The 16,395-nt window shown below is 50.6% G+C and carries 15 protein-coding genes; 7 read left to right on the top strand and 8 right to left on the bottom strand.

Annotation, left to right across the window (positions count from 1 at the left end):
* The 8 genes from AC4PME_RS04920 to AC4PME_RS04885 all read right to left on the bottom strand — a co-directional run bounded on the left by AC4PME_RS04920 (position 1) and on the right by AC4PME_RS04885 (position 8,045).
* Positions 1-1,935, bottom strand: a complete 1,935-nt coding sequence (locus AC4PME_RS04920; protein WP_491045290.1) for a MacB family efflux pump subunit — start codon at positions 1,933-1,935, stop codon at positions 1-3.
* On the bottom strand, positions 1,928-3,115 hold the full coding sequence (locus AC4PME_RS04915) for an efflux RND transporter periplasmic adaptor subunit (protein ID WP_491045289.1): 1,188 nt from the start codon (positions 3,113-3,115) through the stop codon (positions 1,928-1,930). The genes AC4PME_RS04920 and AC4PME_RS04915 overlap by 8 nt, the downstream gene beginning before the upstream one ends.
* A 131-nt stretch (positions 3,116-3,246) precedes the next feature.
* A complete protein-coding gene (gene trmL, locus AC4PME_RS04910) occupies positions 3,247-3,711 on the bottom strand; it encodes a tRNA (uridine(34)/cytosine(34)/5-carboxymethylaminomethyluridine(34)-2'-O)-methyltransferase TrmL (protein ID WP_119503500.1) in 465 nt (154 codons plus the stop codon).
* A 111-nt stretch (positions 3,712-3,822) separates the two neighbouring features.
* Positions 3,823-4,026, bottom strand: a complete 204-nt coding sequence (locus AC4PME_RS04905) for a hypothetical protein (protein ID WP_150154321.1) — start codon at positions 4,024-4,026, stop codon at positions 3,823-3,825.
* Positions 4,027-4,284: 258 nt separating this feature from the next.
* A complete protein-coding gene (locus tag AC4PME_RS04900) occupies positions 4,285-5,247 on the bottom strand; it encodes an alpha/beta fold hydrolase (RefSeq protein WP_491045288.1) in 963 nt (320 codons plus the stop codon).
* Entirely contained in the window at positions 5,214-6,620 is a 1,407-nt protein-coding gene (locus tag AC4PME_RS04895) for an ATP-binding protein (protein WP_491045287.1), read from the bottom strand. The genes AC4PME_RS04900 and AC4PME_RS04895 overlap by 34 nt, the downstream gene beginning before the upstream one ends.
* Positions 6,617-7,324, bottom strand: a complete 708-nt coding sequence (locus tag AC4PME_RS04890) for a response regulator (RefSeq protein WP_119503501.1) — start codon at positions 7,322-7,324, stop codon at positions 6,617-6,619. The genes AC4PME_RS04895 and AC4PME_RS04890 overlap by 4 nt, the downstream gene beginning before the upstream one ends.
* A gap of 310 nt (positions 7,325-7,634) precedes the next feature.
* Positions 7,635-8,045, bottom strand: a complete 411-nt coding sequence (locus tag AC4PME_RS04885; RefSeq protein ID WP_491045286.1) for a methylglyoxal synthase — start codon at positions 8,043-8,045, stop codon at positions 7,635-7,637.
* A gap of 512 nt (positions 8,046-8,557) precedes the next feature.
* Here AC4PME_RS04885 and argC point away from each other — a divergent pair.
* The 7 genes from argC to AC4PME_RS04850 all read left to right on the top strand — a co-directional run bounded on the left by argC (position 8,558) and on the right by AC4PME_RS04850 (position 16,356).
* Complete coding sequence (gene argC, locus AC4PME_RS04880) at positions 8,558-9,574, top strand: N-acetyl-gamma-glutamyl-phosphate reductase (RefSeq protein ID WP_119503502.1); 1,017 nt, start codon at positions 8,558-8,560, stop codon at positions 9,572-9,574.
* Entirely contained in the window at positions 9,574-10,338 is a 765-nt protein-coding gene (argB, locus tag AC4PME_RS04875) for an acetylglutamate kinase (RefSeq protein ID WP_491045285.1), read from the top strand. Before argC ends, argB begins: the two co-directional genes overlap by 1 nt.
* A 20-nt stretch (positions 10,339-10,358) precedes the next feature.
* A complete protein-coding gene (locus tag AC4PME_RS04870) occupies positions 10,359-11,270 on the top strand; it encodes an ornithine carbamoyltransferase (protein WP_119502725.1) in 912 nt (303 codons plus the stop codon).
* A 13-nt stretch (positions 11,271-11,283) separates the two neighbouring features.
* Entirely contained in the window at positions 11,284-12,492 is a 1,209-nt protein-coding gene (locus AC4PME_RS04865; RefSeq protein ID WP_474841436.1) for an argininosuccinate synthase, read from the top strand.
* A 12-nt stretch (positions 12,493-12,504) separates the two neighbouring features.
* Entirely contained in the window at positions 12,505-13,887 is a 1,383-nt protein-coding gene (gene argH, locus AC4PME_RS04860) for an argininosuccinate lyase (RefSeq protein WP_474848182.1), read from the top strand.
* An 8-nt stretch (positions 13,888-13,895) separates the two neighbouring features.
* Complete coding sequence (argA, locus tag AC4PME_RS04855) at positions 13,896-15,206, top strand: amino-acid N-acetyltransferase (RefSeq protein WP_119502728.1); 1,311 nt, start codon at positions 13,896-13,898, stop codon at positions 15,204-15,206.
* Positions 15,207-15,498: 292 nt separating this feature from the next.
* Entirely contained in the window at positions 15,499-16,356 is an 858-nt protein-coding gene (locus AC4PME_RS04850; protein WP_491045284.1) for an alpha/beta hydrolase, read from the top strand.
* Positions 16,357-16,395 lie beyond the last annotated feature (39 nt).

Here is a 16,395-nt window from a genome sequence, read left to right as displayed (position 1 = left end):
TCAATCCTCTGATAACGCATCAATGGGGCTAAGGCGGGATGCCTTGAGTGCAGGAGCATAACCGAACAGTACGCCCACCAGCAGCGATGTAATAAATGCCAGTACAGGCGGTAGCAGTGTATAAGCCACTGAAATGGAAAACTGAGACACGATCAGGATCACCAGATATCCGAGCAGAATGCCCACACAGCCGCCGAGAATACACACTACCCAAGCTTCAATATTGAACTGCTTGAGAATATCGGCCGGCTTGGCACCGGTGGCCATCCGCAGACCAATTTCCCGTTTACGTTCAGACACATTCACCAGCATGATATTCATCACGCCAATACCGCCAACAAATAACGATATGGCAGCAACAGACGCTAAAAGCCAGGTAAGCGTATTTTGTGTTTCGGTAACCGCCTCAACAAGTGAGTCGGTAGTAAACACCATCACATCTTCTGTACCATGACGATCGGTGAGAACAGCAAGGACTGCATCCTTCACATCTGATGCGACTTCTGAACTGGCGGCTTTAATTGTTATGCCGCTCAGGTATTCACGGCCAAATACCTTTAGCCGTCCGGTTGTAATGGGGATCAGTACTTCGTCATCCTGATCACTGCCACCGGCAGTCGCCCCTTTAGATTTTAATACACCAATCACTTGGTACAGGCTGTTTGACATAAGTATGTACTTACCAACTGCCTGCATCTTATCGGTAAATAAGGTTTCAGCAACCGTATCACCTATCACCACAACCGGTGCATAATTGTTCACGTCTTCGGTGGTGAAAAATACGCCCTGCGCCATTTCCCAGTCTTTCACATGAAGGTAATCCGGCGTGGAGCCTTTAATCCGGCCGGAGAAGTCATTCTCGCCATAGCGCATGGTATTGCGGGAAGAACGTTCCGGCGCAACGTAAGTCACGCCGGGAATATCACGTAATGCGTCAGCATCTGCCAGAGTCAGCGTTGCAACATCACCGGAATTGCGCATATTCCTGCCGCCCGGCCGCACTGAAATCAGATTGGTACCAATAGCTTCAATACGCTTCAGCACGTCCTGTTTTCCTCCTTCCCCGATTGCCATCATGGTGACTACCGCTGCTACTCCAATGATAATCCCCAGCAGGGTAAGTAAGGTGCGGAACCAGTTAAGCCGCAGTGATGAAAAAGCCATGCCCAGTGCCGCAACGCCGGAAATACTCTTAAACGGTTTTATCGACGATGTCTGTGCAGCAGATGTCGTCACCGGCTGAGCCACTTCCCCCGAATCAGACACGATTTTTCCATCCAGCAGATGCACCTGACGCTGAGCATGTTCTGCCACAGCCGGATCGTGAGTAATAAGAATGATGGTAACCCCTTCCCCGTGCAGTTCTTTCAGCAGATTAAGCAGTTGCTCTCCGCTGGCAGAGTCCAGTGCGCCGGTGGGTTCATCAGCCAGAATAACCTCTGCACCGTTTATTAGTGCACGGGCAACAGATACCCGCTGTTGCTGACCACCGGACAACTCACCGGGGCGGTGATCCTGCCGGTCGCCCAGCCCGAGCTTGGTCAGTAACGCTGATGCCCGCTCCTCACGGACGCTCTTATCGGTGTTACTGTATATTGCCGGCAGCGCAACGTTTTCCGTCGCGGTGAGGCTGGCGAGTAACTGATAACGCTGAAAGACGAAGCCGAAGGTTTTCAGGCGCAGCGCTGACAACTGTTCCTGTGACAGCTTGTTCACATCGTGGCCGTGAATGGTATAACTGCCCGACGTGGGCGTGTCCAGACAGCCGAGGATATTCATCAGGGTCGATTTTCCGGACCCGGACTGCCCCATGATGGCAACAAACTCACCTTTTTGGATCCGCAGTGAGACACCGTCCAGCGCCCTGACTTCTGTACCTTCAGTTTGATAACTGCGGGTTACATTCGCCAGTTCAATTAAAGGTACGTCAGCCACGTGGCCCCCTCATAGGCGGACCACCCATGGGACCGCCGAAACCACGGTCGTTGTTATCTTTAGTGCCTGCAGCCGCAGATGCCTGGCCGGTAACAATTTCGTCGCCTTCATTCAGACCGGATAAAATCTGAATTTCAGTGCGGGTGCTGACCCCGGTCTTTACCGGCTTTCTTACCAGTTCGCCCTGCTCACGAACCATAACGAACTTATCTCGGGGAGGCCCTTTCACCGCTGCCAGCGGGACTACCAGGGTATCTTCTTCCTTCTCTTCAACAAAGAAAACCTGGGTGGTCATAGAATCCATCAGCGTACCTTCGGTGTTCTCCACATCCACCAGCACCAGATACAGTACTACGTCGTTAATGATTGTGGGTGTAGGTAATACCTGACGTACTACAGAGTGATATTTCTTACGGGTATTACCGATAGTAGAGAAATACACCGGCATACCACGTTTAATACTTTCCACATCAGCTTCAGAGACTTCTGCCCGTAATGTCATGGTAGTAAGATCAGAGATCTGCAGCAGCTCCGGTGCGTTCTGGTTAGCATTTAATGTTTGTCCTTCACGCACAGCAATAGACGCTACCGTGCCGCTGATAGGCGCATAAATTTTGGCAAAGCCCAGTGTCGCTTTATCACCGGCCAGAGATGCTTCGTCAGCTTTAATTTGTGCAATACTGGCTTTAATTTTTGAATCCAGTACTTTGACATCGATACGGCTGCTGATAGCGGTATCAGCACTCACTGCATCCTGATCAAACAGATTGTTGTTCCGTTTCTCACGCAGCAAAGCCAGTTCCCGCTCAGCTTTAAGCTGGGCAAGGTTCGCGTTCTTCACATCCAGCGCAAATTCTGCGTTCTGTACCTGTGTTTCAAAGACTGTTGCATCAATTTCCACCAGCAAATCGCCGGCTTCCACCACATCACCTTCTTCCACATGGATTTTCTCAACCTGACCGGAAACCTGTGCACCAACGACAACATAACGTTTGGGTTCCAGCTGGCCTGTTGCAATGATGTTCTTTTCAATGGTACCGCGGCCAACCTGCGAAAATAAAAATGCGCTGGTGTCTCGGGCGGGTGCTGCGAACATGTTCCATGCAGCGTAGGCGGGTACAGCAATGACAACCAGTAACAGCAGCCATTTTACCCATCGGTGGGATCCTGGTGATAACACAGTCTTTCCTTAAGTGAAAATACCTAAAATACAAAAGCCCGCATCTTTACACTACGGGCTTTACACAACTTAACATTACTTCACAGTGGTCCACAGACAAGGCGGGACGGGGCGTGGCAATCAGATTAGCTTTATCTTGCGCCTTCATATCCCGTTTGCCGCCAACTTTCGTAAACGAAAACTGACACGGCATTGGACAGATTCATGCTGCGGCTGTCTGGCAGCATGGGGATGCGTACGCGTTGCTCCGGAGGCAGGGACTGAATAAACTCGTCGGGCAGACCACGGGTTTCAGGGCCGAAGATTAACGCATCACCTTTCTGGTATTTCACATCACTGTGAAACGCTTTACCTTTCGTGGTACAGGCGAAAATGCGCGCCGGTTGTTCACTTTCGAGATAAGCATCCAGGCTGGCGTGGCGCTTTACGTCGGCAAATTCATGGTAGTCGAGACCAGCACGCCTGACACGCTTATCGTCCCAGTCGAAGCCCAGAGGCTCAATCAGATGCAGGGAAAAGCCTGTGTTTGCACACAAACGGATAATGTTGCCGGTATTGGGCGGAATTTCCGGCTGGTATAAAACGATATCAAACATGGTCACATCACGAATTTTGCTGTGGAGCAAGGATACGGTGTGACAGGACATGAGACAAGCCCACAGCGGAGGAATGGCGGTTGCTGTGGGCAGTTTTGGTGCAATGGACCGTTACAGTGCGTTAAGCACCCTGTTAGTTTGCGCCTGAGCAGCCCAGCGACGTGCACGACGTTGCGCTACGGAATTTCCGACAAACTCAACCACTTTATCTGACAAAGGGGTGAAAGTGCTGATTGCATGCCCGTAAACAGAAGATAAATCTGTATTTTTGGGCGCTTGTAAACGCATTGTTCTTAATGAAGTATATTTTTGCATGATTTTCTGGCCTCGCATTGCTTTATAGGGCAACTTTTCTGTCGTTAAGTTTTATTTTGTTACGGTTCACTCTGATGAGTCTTCCCGTGTCTTATACGAAAGTATTGCATTAGCCATACCGCAATTTTCAGTGTCATTAAAATTTAATAAAAAACGGTGTCAGGTCAGTTATTTACAGAAGCTCGACCGGTCGGCAGAATACATTGCCGGCGACTCTGTCCCCCGTCAGTGTGTGTAAAATAGAGACACTTTTGTAAATCAGGCGAGAAAATCGAGGATCTTGTTCATAGCAGGTTCACGGATCCGGTCTGCTTCAATGAGAATTTCGTGATACGCCCCCTCGCAGGAATGCAGAACGGCATCCGGCATGAGTCCGGCCACCCTTCGCTGCCTGCGGTTATCCACCACCGTATCGTCGCCGGCACTGAGAATTAACACAGGTTGCTTAATATCACCGGCATTATTCTCAATAAAATCCATGGCTTTCATGGCCGCTCTCAGCCAGTGAACGGTTACACCGCCAAGCTGGACCTCTGGCGTGTTTGCGTAAGTATCACGGAACAAACGGTATCGCAGTTCGCTGTGTGTGAGATGATTGGCATCGAAGGTAACCGGCGAGTAATCTTTTTGCCCGATAAAATAGCCTTCCTGTTGCCCGGCTTTCTGATAGCGGCGCTCCACCATATTGAGCAACGAATTGGCAATCCAGCCCGGTAACGCGGGACGTATACCGAACATAGGAGAACAAAAAACAAGTTTCTGAAACAAAGACGGATGGGCCAGAGTCGTGAGTGCTCCAATCGCACACCCCATGCTGTGGGCAAGCAGGTAACGTTCTCCGTCAGGTTGTCTGGCCGATACCACCTCTGTAATGAAGAGGTGAAGGTCACTGACATAATCTGCAAAATCACGGACGAAGCCCTGATGCGGATTAGCGGTCATTCTGTCCGACAGCCCCTGCCCCCGGTGATCCATAATGAAAACAGCAAAGCCCTGATTGTACAGATCAAACATCACTTCCTGATACTTCAGGTACGCCTCAATACGGCCGCTGCTGATAACAATGGTAGCGGCAGGCTGTGCAGGGATACAAAGCGCATAAGCCAGCTTCACACCATCTCTGGCAGTCAGCACACCTGAGGTGACATGCTGCTGCCAGAATGCAGGAATGGCATCGCTGTTATGAATTAATGAGTGTTCTGTGGAGATTGTCCGGACCATGTATCACGCCCGTCCAGTGGCAGAGAAATGTTGACAGCCAGTCCACCGGACGCATTTCGGGTTGCTTTAATGTCGCCATGATGCATTTCCACTGCGGCTTTTGCAATGGCAAGTCCCAAACCAACCCCGCCGGACTCACGATCTCTGGCGAGACTCGCACGGTAGAACGGTGCAAATACAGAGCTGCATTCCTCTTCAGATAACCCCGGGCCGTCATCCTTAACTACAACAAACCACTGCGACTCTTTCACAGAAACGGTTACCGATACGGAAGACTCCGCGTAGCGAATGGCATTTCTCACTACGTTTTCAACGGCGCTGCATAACAGCATACTGTTCACGTTAACGGTTTGCTGTGGCAATGCTGCAACCTCAAACCGGATGTTCCGGTTAGACGCCTCAAATCTGGCGTCGGCAAAGGTACGGTCAAACAGCACACTGATCATCACCGGAGAGATTTCCGGTTTGCCGGACTCTGCCCGTGTTAATGTGAGCAACTGTCCGATCATCGAGTCCATCCGTTCGGCTTCCCGCTCTATCCGGGCAAGGGCCGCCGGATCTACGTTCTGCTGATGCGCCAGACCTACGGCCATTTGCAAACGGGCAAGGGGAGAACGTAATTCGTGGGAGATATCCGCCAGTAGCCGCTGCTGTCCTAACCACATTTGTTCGAGCTGCGATGCCATGGCGTTAAAATCGCGGGATAAACTTCCTAATTCATCACGGCGGCCATCGGCTTCCTTCACCCTGGCTTTCCAGTTCCCCCCCGCCAGTTCACGACTGGTTTCCTGCAAAATAGTGATCGGACGTACCAGAGACCGGGCGAACAGATAGGATAAGACAATGGTAATCACCAGCGCGATGGAAAGAAAATACATGAGAGGCTGTTGACTGTCGGGAGGCCCATTCATCAGCGAAACATAAATGGCAAAATCTTTACCGTTAATAGCGACTCTGGCAGGCCCGATTGTCTCAAAATTTCCCCGAACCAGCGACAACGGTGAGGCCTGCTTAGCCAGCCTGACCAGATCATCCTCTTCACTGCGCCTGACTGGTGGCCCTCCTCCCTGCACCATCGCCCCGTCATCAATGCCTACAGCGATAAGTCTGTGCCGGTTTATCCGGTCAGCTTCTTCCAGAATGCGGCGGGCAGGTTTAGCGCCGTCTTCCTGACTTACGCGGTCAATAACTGCAACAGCCCGGTTCAGGGCTTCCAGCTCGCGCGCATCCGGTGCCCGGATTTCTGCGTGTTCATTGAAAAAACCAACCGCATAAAAAGTCACAACTGCGGTAAAAATAAAGGTTACCCAGAACCATAAAAACAAACGCCCGACTAAACGCCGGGCCGGATTGAAACGTGCAAGTGAATTCATGAAGCCAGTCTTAGTAAATATCCCGACCCGCGAATGGTTTTTATCTTTTCATCATTCGTGGTTTCAGCAATCTTCTTACGCAGATTACTGACATGCATATCGATACTGCGGTCAAAGGCCTGTAACTTCTTACCCAGCACCTTCTGGCTGATGTCATCTTTCGTGACCAGCTGCCCGGCATTAATCATTAGTAAATGCAGTATAGCAAATTCGGTGTTAGTGAGTGTCAGCGCCACATTATGGCTTGCCACTGTCTGCCGGCTCATGCTCAGAGAAATATGGTTTACAGACAAATCCTGTTGTTGTCTGGACTGGGTAGACATTTCCAGACGGCGGAAAATAGCCTTCACCCGCGCCACCAGTTCACGGTGATTAAATGGCTTGGGCAAATAATCATCAGCCCCGAGCTCCAGTCCGAGGATGCGATCATAATCATCGCCCCGGGCAGTTAGCATCAGTACGGGGGTTAAATGGCTGATACGCAATTTTTTCAGCACTTCAAAGCCATCCAGTTGAGGCATCATGACGTCCAGCAGGATCAGGTCAACAGACTCACCGGAAGTTGCCGCCGCCAGACCACTGTATCCGTCATTGGCCACGGTGACACTGTAACCGGTTGCCTCAAGATAAGTTTTCAGCATGTCCGTCAATTCACGGTCATCATCAATGATCAAAATAGACTGCTTTGTCGCTGTGGCGACCATCTCATTGCCTCCAAAATTCTGCGGCTTAAAAAAACGTTGGGTGTGCGTTGATGACATTGAACGTAATACTGACATGGAGAAAACGGTCTGTGTCATGGCATGGCTCCTGTCCTGCTGATAGTAAGTTTACCTGACTCCGACCACCGTAAAGACGCGATGTCACCAACTTTACAGAAGCTTTACAGTACCACTAAACAACTTTGCAGAAATCCCGCCTACACTGACTTAACAATAAGCACGAGTCCACCGACGTTGGCACACACTTCAATGCCAACCGCCGGACCGGCGTAGACCGGTCCGGCTTTTTCTCTTAATACTGCGGTTTCAGCGGCAAGTAATCTTCAGCGAAAAATAACGGCGATGTGATAATAAGGTCAGCAGTCGCCGAAGAACACGCAACCGGCACATTCCATACCGAACACAGGCGCAGCAGCGCTTTTACATCAGGATCATGAGGGGCCGGATTAAGTGGATCCCAGAAGAAAATCAGTGCATCCAGTTTTCCTTCGGCAATGAGCGCTCCAATTTGCTGGTCGCCCCCGAGCGGACCACTCTTATAACGTTTGATACTCAGTCCGGTATCATCTGCAATCAGACCACCGGTGGTACCCGTTGCCACCAGTTCGCATTTTTGCATACTGTCTAAATGTTTATGCACCCACGCAAGGAGTTCTGCTTTTTTATGGTCATGGGCAACCAGTGCGACGGTTTTTTTGTTCATTCTTGTGTCCTTTCTTTCTTACCACAGGCAGTAAATATGTGCGTATCGTGACAAAACGGTGCGCCACCGGACTGTCAAATAATCTTCATAGATACCGTTTATATTACGAAATTCACCGCGCCCGGCACAGAGAAATATTTATACATATTTATTGCATATTTATTCGCAATGAGTATCATAGGCGACGGTTTAGTAATCTCTGCAGCATTCGATAGGCGCTCAAAGTCAGCCATGGCAACGTTTTATCGTGAAGACAGAGAAAATGACAGGACAATCTCATGATTCAACCAACCAGCAGGCCCGACCAGCAGGTTGACAAGGTAAAACAGTTTAGCTCTCCCCTGGCTGGCTACACATTGCATTATGTACACCGACGAGCCGGTGTGGATTTGCTTTTGCGGTAGCGCACTTTTTACCTTTGTACGCGGGCGAATGAAAACAGTATCCCTTTCATTCGCGTACAAAGGTAGAAAGTGATTTTTTATCCCTCTACAGAATTAATTAAACCTATTATGTTAAAAGTATCAGTTATCGGAGCCAGTGGTTACACTGGCGCACAACTCGTTGATTTAGTTCATCGTCACCCTGCTATGGATTTACTGGGCACCTATGTTTCTGAAAACAGTGCCGACGGCAATAAATCCATTGCTGCGATCCACGGTCAGTATGCACACCTGAGCCAGTACATGCTTACGCCGATGAATGACAGCACGTTAGACACACTCGCAGATACCATGGATCTGGTTTTCCTGGCCACACCTCACGAAGCCAGTCACGACTGGATGGCTGCACTGAGTAAAGGCAAAGCCAAAGTGCTGGATTTATCCGGCGCATTCCGCATTAAGAATACAGAAGTATTTGAACAGTTCTACGGTTTTAAACACACCTCGGAGGCGTGTCTGGATAAAGCGGTGTATGGCCTGGCTGAATGGTATGCCAAGGATATTGCGGCAGCGAAAATCGTTGCCGTGCCGGGGTGTTATCCCACAGCTTCACTGACAGCGTTAAAACCTCTGCTGGAGAATGGCCTGTTAGACAGTGCCGTGCGCCCGGTCATAAACGCGGTGTCAGGCGTCAGTGGTGCAGGCCGTAAAGCCGCATTAAACAACAGCTTCTGCGAAGTAAGCCTGCAGGCATACGGCGTGCTGGGTCACAGACACACCCCGGAAATCGAGGCATGGCTCGGTACCGGCGTTATTTTTACGCCACACCTGGGCAACTTCAAACGGGGCATTTTAGCGACCATTACCGTTAAACTTAAGCCTGGCGTGAGCGCCGAGCAACTGTCATCTGCCTATCACACCGCTTATGAGGGCAAACCTGTTGTCCGTATTCGCGATACCTTCCCGAAAATTGATGATGTAGTGAATACGCCGTTTGTTGATTTGCACTGGAAACTGGATGCTCAGTCAGGCTATGCCGTTATTACCAGTGCCATCGACAATACAATGAAAGGTGCAGCCTCGCAGGCAATGCAATGTGCAAACCTGGTCAGTGGTCTGCCCGACGCTCAGGGACTGATTGCATAATGAAGTTGTCTCCTATTGTTATTAAAGTGGGCGGTGCGCTGCTTGAAGATGAAAATGCGGCGCTGTCATTACTGACTTCTGTCGGTGAAGTCATGAAGACCCGTCCTGTGGTCATCGTACATGGCGGCGGTCCGCTGGTTGAAACACTGATGGCCGCACTGAATCTGCCCAGCCAGAAAATTGATGGTCTGCGGGTAACACCGGACGAACATATGCCGTACATCTGCGGCACACTGGCCGGTAGCGCGAACAAATCATTGTGTGCACTGGCAATTCGTAGCGGATTAACACCTGTTGGCTTGTCTTTATTAGATGGCAACATGGTAAGCTGCGAGCCGCTGGATGAGAAATACGGTGCGGTTGGCGTGCCTTCTGCAAACAGCCCGGAACTACTTAAAGCTTTAACCGGCAAGGATCTGTTACCGGTAGTCAGCTCCATCGGCGCCAGTGCGCAGGGCCGTTTGCTGAACATTAATGCCGACCAGGCAGCCACCGTAATCGCCCAGTTGCTAGACGGCGAGTTACTGCTATTGTCTAACGTCAAAGGCGTGCTTGATGCTGATAAAGCGCTGTTAAGCTCATTAAACCAACAACAAATAGACAGCCTGGTTGCCGGCGGTGTGATCACTGACGGCATGAAGGTAAAAACAGATGCGGCTCTGCTGGCAGCTTCGTCCCTGGGACGTCCGGTCACCATCGCCAGCTGGGATGCCAGCATCAGTGACATTTTAAATAAGGATACCGGTACGCGCATCGCGCCATAACCGTATTGAGGATATTGACCATGAAACAGGATTTATTGTCCTTTGCTAACTGGACACCCGAAGACACGAAGGCGCTGTTAGATTTAGCCGTAACCATTAAACAAAACCCGGCGAAGTACAGCCAGGTACTGGCAGGTAAGTCTGTTGCAGCACTGTTTGAAAAGCCTTCTCTGCGTACCCGCGTAAGTTTCGATATCGGCATTAATAAACTGGGTGGCCATATGGTTTACCTGGACGTACAGGGCGGCAAACTGGCCGGCCGTGAAGATAACGTGGATACCGCTGCCAATCTGGCGTGCTGGGCAGACGCCATTGTTGCCCGGGTGTTCTCACACAGCACGCTGGAAGACTACGCGAAAGCGGCAAAAGTACCGGTGATTAATGCGCTTTGCGATAAGTATCACCCGTGTCAGGGTCTGGCTGATTACCTCACCATGTTTGAAGCGTTCGGAAAAACCGAAGGCCTGACTATGGCTTATATCGGTGACGGCAACAACGTAACCCATTCATTACTGATTGTTGGCGCACTGCTGGGCTGCAACCAGGTTGTGGTTACACCGCCAGGACACGAAGCCGATCCGGAAATTGTTGCGCAAGCACAAGACATTGCCGCTAAAACCGGCGTTAAAATAGTACAAAGCAACGATATTGATGCCGCTATCGGCGCTGATGTGCTTTATGCTGATACCTGGTTATCGATGGGCGATGATACGCCGCTTGAAGCCATTAAAGATAAATTTATGCCTTATCAGGTCAACGAAGCCCTGATGGAAAAAACCGGCGCACAATATGTTATGCATTGTCAGCCTGCTCACCGCGACCTGGAAATTACCGGTTCGCTTATCGACAGTGACAAATCACTGCTGATGCAGGAAGCAGAAAACAGAATGCATGCCCAAAACGCAATACTGACCAAACTACTAGGTTCCTGAGAGGACAGGTGTAATGAAAAAGAACGTGAATAAAGTCGTACTCGCCTATTCCGGCGGGTTAGATACCTCAGCCATCATTCCATGGCTGAAAGAAAACTATGACTGTGAAGTGGTGGCATTTGCCGCTGATGTCGGTCAGGGTGATGAAGAACTGGTTGGCCTGAAAGAAAAAGCTATCGCTTCCGGTGCCAGTGAATGTCATATCGTTGACCTGAAAGAAGAGTTCGTCAGCGAATACATTTATCCGACTATCACTACCGGTGCTATTTACGAAGGTGAATACCTGCTGGGTACCTCTATGGCCCGCCCTGTGATTGCAAAAGCACAGGTAGAAATTGCCCGTAAAGTTGGCGCAGATGCGCTGTGTCACGGTTGTACCGGTAAAGGTAACGACCAGGTGCGTTTCGAAGGCACCTTTGCTTCTCTGGCACCTGATCTGCACGTTATCGCGCCATGGCGTGAGTGGGACATGGTTTCCCGTGAAGATCTGCTGGCATACCTGGCAGAACGTAATATCAAAACGACAGCTTCTGCGACCAAAATCTACAGCCGTGACGCAAACGCATGGCACATCTCCCACGAAGGTGGTGAGCTGGAAGATCCATGGCAGGAGCCTACCAAACAAATCTGGACAATGACTGTTGATCCGGAAGATGCGCCTGACCAGGCAGAACGTGTCACGCTGTCTTTCGAAGAAGGTCGTCTGACGAAAGTGAATGATGAAGCCCTGTCGCCTTACCAGGCGCTGGTTAAGCTGAACACCATTGCTGCTGCACATGGCGTTGGCCGCATCGACATCGTTGAGAACCGTCTGGTAGGTATGAAATCCCGCGGTTGTTATGAAACGCCGGGAGGCACAGTAATGGTAGCGGCGTATAAAGCGCTGGAAACCATGGTGCTGGATAAAGCCTCGCTTAAATACCGTGAACAGATTGGTCTGGAATACTCCCACGTGATGTATGACGGTCGCTGGTTCACTCCGCTGAATGATGCCCTTCTGGCCGGCGCTGCGTCTTTCGCTAAGCGCGTAACCGGTGACATCGTTGTGAAGCTTTACAAAGGTCAGGCAACCGTGACGCAACGTCGCTCACCAAACAGCCTGTACTCTGAAGATTTCGCAACCTTCGGTGCTGATGACGTATACGACCAGAGTCATGCTGAAGGCTTTATCCGCCTGTTCAGTCTGTCCAGCCGTATCGAAGCACTGAAAAAGCAGCAGTAACAGGAGAATATCATGGCATTGTGGGGCGGCCGTTTTGCGGCAGGCAGTAGCAACATGTTCCGGCAGGTGAATGATTCCCTGCCGTTCGACAGAGTAATGGCAGCACAGGATATCCAGGGCTCCATTATCTGGTCACGCGGTCTTAAAAAAGCCGGAGTACTGACTGAAGACGAACAGGCGCAGTTAGAGTCTGCCCTGTCTGAACTGAAAGTACTGGCGGAAAAAGGCGAGTTAGATTTCGACGCCAGTCCGGAAGAAGACATTCACAGCTTCGTGGAAGCGGCACTTATCGATAAGCTGGGTGACATTGGTCGTAAACTGCACACAGGTCGCAGCCGTAACGATCAGGTCGCGACAGATTTTCGTTTATGGGTCCGTGAACACGTTGACTCGTTGAAAGCTGACTTAAAAGCGCTGATCCGCTCATTGCTGAATACCGCCAGCCGCCACCAGCAAGCCATTATTCCGGGGTACACCCACTTACAACGTGCCCAGCCCATTCATTTTGCACACTGGTGTTTAGCCTATGTGGAAATGTTCAAGCGTGACCTGGCACGGATGAAAGATCTGAAAAAGCGCATGAATCAGTGCCCGCTGGGCTCCGGTGCGCTTGCAGGTACCACCTATCCGGTTGACCGTCATGAACTGGCGGAAGAACTGGGCTTTGATTCACCCTGCCTGAACAGCCTGGATGCAGTATCAGACCGTGACTTCGTGCTGGAACTGCTGTTCTGCGCGTCCACCAGTATGATGCATATTTCCCGTATGGCTGAAGATCTGATTTTCTACAATTCAGGTGAAGCAGGCTTCCTGCAACTGGGTGATGCGGTAACTTCCGGCTCGTCACTGATGCCGCAGAAGAAAAACCCTGATGCGCTGGAACTGATGCGTGGTAAATGCGGACGAGTTTTCGGCAGCCTGCAAGGCCTGCTGGTTACCATGAAAGGTTTGCCACTGGCATACAACAAAGACATGCAGGAAGACAAAGAAGGTGCCATTGATACCGTAAACCAGTGGCATATTTGTCTGTGTATTGCTGTTGAAGTGCTCGACTCACTGTCGCTGAATGAAGAGCGTTGCCGTGAAGCCGCCCAGCAGGGCTATGCTAACGCCACCGAACTGGCCGATTATCTGGTAGGCAAGGGCATTCCGTTCCGTACCGGCCATGATATTGCGGGTAAAGTGGTGCTGGCAGCCATCGACAAAGGCTGTGCCATCGAAGATTTGCCGCTGGCTGATTTACAGGCCATCTGCGATAAAATCGAAGACGATGTCTATCCGGTACTGCAACTGGAATACGGCGTTAACCAACGCAACATTCTGGGCGGCACCAGCCAGGAAACAGTGACCAAAGCACTGTATCAGGAGCTGGAAAATCTGGATAAGCTGGGGTAACACGACAAATGGTGTTAGCTCATCATGATGGCATAAAACTCTTTCGCAGTTCGCTGCCGTACATCAACGCGCACAGAGGTAAAACCTTTGTGCTGATGTTCGGTGGTGAGGCCATCGAACAGAGTAACTTTGCCAACATTATTCACGATATCGCCCTGCTCGCCAGTTTAGGTGTACGTCTGGTGCTGGTGCACGGTGCCCGTCCGCAAATAGACGAACGGGTTAACATGCGGGGCATCGAAGGGCGTTTTCTCGACGGTGTCCGCATTACCGACAAGCAAACTCTGGAATGTGTTAAAGATGCTGCCGGCTCAGTGCGCAGTCACGTAGAAGCACTGCTGACCATGGGACTGCCCAACTCGCCTATGCACGGCGCGCAAATTCGCGTGTGTACCGGTAATCTTGTCGTCGCTAAACCTATGGGTGTACGTGGCGGTGTTGATTACGAAAATACCGGCCTTGTGCGCCGGATTGATACCACAGGTATCAACGATCATCTGAATGACGGCTCGATTGTTCTGCTTTCTCCCATGGGGTATTCCACCACCGGAGAAGTGTTCAACTTATCCCATGAAGATGTGGCGACGCAGGCTGCGATTGCACTAAAAGCAGATAAAATTATCGTTTTCTCCAAAGACGACGGTATTCGTCATAACGACGGCAAATTACTGCGCACCATTGAACGTCCGCAACTGGAAGAACTCATTTTTGAAGAGCAAATTCAGACTGAGCAAACGGTGTTAAGTGCACTGACCACCAGTGTGGCTGCCGGGATCCCCCGTGCTCACTGCATTAGCTACGAAACTGACGGTGCATTGTTGCAGGAATTGTTCACCCGTGACGGTGCCGGTTCGCTGGTGATGGAACACCACTATGAGCAGTTACGTGGTGCCACCATCGAAGATGTGGGCGGTATCATTAACCTCATCAAACCGCTGGAAGAAAGTGGCGCGCTGGTGAAACGTTCCCGTGAACGCCTTGAGAATGAAATCAATCAGTTCATTATCATTGTGCGTGACGGCATGATCATCGCCTGTGCGGCGCTGTATCTTTATCCGGAAGAAGGCAAAGCGGAGCTGGCTTGTGTGGCAACACACCCGGACTACCGTGGCAAAAACCGGGCAGAGCGCATTCTGGAAGAGGTGAAACGTCGTGCACTGGATTCAGGCATTCACACCTTGTTTGTTCTGACTACGCTGACAGCACACTGGTTTCTGGAGCACGGTTTCCGTCCTTCAGATCTCAGCGAGTTGCCGCAGGCGAAAAAGGAACTGTATAACTTTCAGCGTAACTCGAAGATTTTCACCCTCGGGCTGTAATTTACTTTGTATCACAACCTGCCATCCGGCAGGTTGTTTTTTCTGACTCTGCTCTCATCCCCTAAACGCACCAAATAGCAAAAGATAATCATTCGCATTAATGGTAAAGTAGGTCGTTGCACTTTTCTGATTCGTTATCAGACATCAATTTGCAATCGCACTCACGTTTTCCGTTATTCAGGCTATTAATATGTTTATCAGAGTTTTGATTTTTTCACTTTTCAGTTTGTCTCTTAGTCACGTTTCACCAGCAAACGCTCAACCGGATCTTACAATAACAACCGGTAAAACCGTGGCTGATACCGGCGCCCCGGGCTACCGCTTCACCCGTTTACAATTCACCAGACATGACGCAAAACACGATACGCAGAAAGCGTACCGGGTGAATCTGGCGATACCGGAAGCACCTGCTCCGGAACAGGGCTTTCCTTTACTCATTATGCTGGATGGTAATGCTGCACTGATGGAAGTGTCTGCAGACTTACTTACTGAGCTGTCGCAAAGCGCAGCTCCGCCGGTACTGGCATTCCTCGCTCATGACAACGATCTGCGCATTGACGGCGATGCACGCGCTTATGACTACACACCGGCCGTCAATGAATCTGCATTAAGTGCTAAAGAACAACACCCCGGCAGAGAGTATGGTGGCGCAGACGGATACTTGTCTTTTATCACCGGTAAGGTCATTCCTGCTATTTCAGACAATACCCCGGTTAACCCTGAGAAGATGGGATTGTGGGGTCATTCCTATGGCGGTATTTTCGTTTTGCACGCCCTGTTTACGCGGCCAGACAGCTTCGCGTTCTATGCCCCTGTCGATCCGTCATTGTGGTGGGGAGAAGGCTATATTTTATCTGAGGAGCATGACCTGCTAGCGGAAAGCCCGGCGGACATTAAAGACAAAAGCCTGTTAATACTCACGGGTTCTGGCGGTGAGGCAAAACGTCGCCCGCGGAGAGATCGGGATGCCGCAACACTGGCTGCCGTGTACAAAGCCAGAGAAGCAGTTCCTGCCGGTGAAACAGCCAGAATGGTTGAACGTTTAAAAGCAGCCGGTGTTGATGCTGAAATAACTACGCTTCAGGGCCTCTCTCACGGAGAAACGCTGGGAGCGTCATTACCCTACGTGTTCAGACAGTTCGCCAGATAAACACTCCCCTCCTGACAGCTATGTTATCTGCCGCTGTCC

This window comes from Alteromonas sp. (assembly GCF_984505615.1).
Note: the sequence above shows the minus strand (reverse complement) of the source record. Positions and strands in the feature narration are given on the sequence as shown.

Excerpts from the sequence above, each read along its gene's own strand:
- trmL (WP_119503500.1), bottom strand. The coding sequence starts at position 3,711 with ATGTTTGATATCGTTTTATACCAGCCGGAAATTCCGCCCAATACCGGC.
- AC4PME_RS04905 (WP_150154321.1), bottom strand. The coding sequence starts at position 4,026 with ATGCAAAAATATACTTCATTAAGAACAATGCGTTTACAAGCGCCCAAA.
- AC4PME_RS04900 (WP_491045288.1), bottom strand. The coding sequence starts at position 5,247 with ATGGTCCGGACAATCTCCACAGAACACTCATTAATTCATAACAGCGAT.
- AC4PME_RS04895 (WP_491045287.1), bottom strand. The coding sequence starts at position 6,620 with ATGAATTCACTTGCACGTTTCAATCCGGCCCGGCGTTTAGTCGGGCGT.
- AC4PME_RS04890 (WP_119503501.1), bottom strand. The coding sequence starts at position 7,324 with ATGGTCGCCACAGCGACAAAGCAGTCTATTTTGATCATTGATGATGAC.
- AC4PME_RS04885 (WP_491045286.1), bottom strand. The coding sequence starts at position 8,045 with ATGAACAAAAAAACCGTCGCACTGGTTGCCCATGACCATAAAAAAGCA.
- argC (WP_119503502.1), top strand. The coding sequence starts at position 8,558 with ATGTTAAAAGTATCAGTTATCGGAGCCAGTGGTTACACTGGCGCACAA.
- argB (WP_491045285.1), top strand. The coding sequence starts at position 9,574 with ATGAAGTTGTCTCCTATTGTTATTAAAGTGGGCGGTGCGCTGCTTGAA.
- AC4PME_RS04870 (WP_119502725.1), top strand. The coding sequence starts at position 10,359 with ATGAAACAGGATTTATTGTCCTTTGCTAACTGGACACCCGAAGACACG.
- AC4PME_RS04865 (WP_474841436.1), top strand. The coding sequence starts at position 11,284 with ATGAAAAAGAACGTGAATAAAGTCGTACTCGCCTATTCCGGCGGGTTA.
- argH (WP_474848182.1), top strand. The coding sequence starts at position 12,505 with ATGGCATTGTGGGGCGGCCGTTTTGCGGCAGGCAGTAGCAACATGTTC.
- argA (WP_119502728.1), top strand. The coding sequence starts at position 13,896 with ATGGTGTTAGCTCATCATGATGGCATAAAACTCTTTCGCAGTTCGCTG.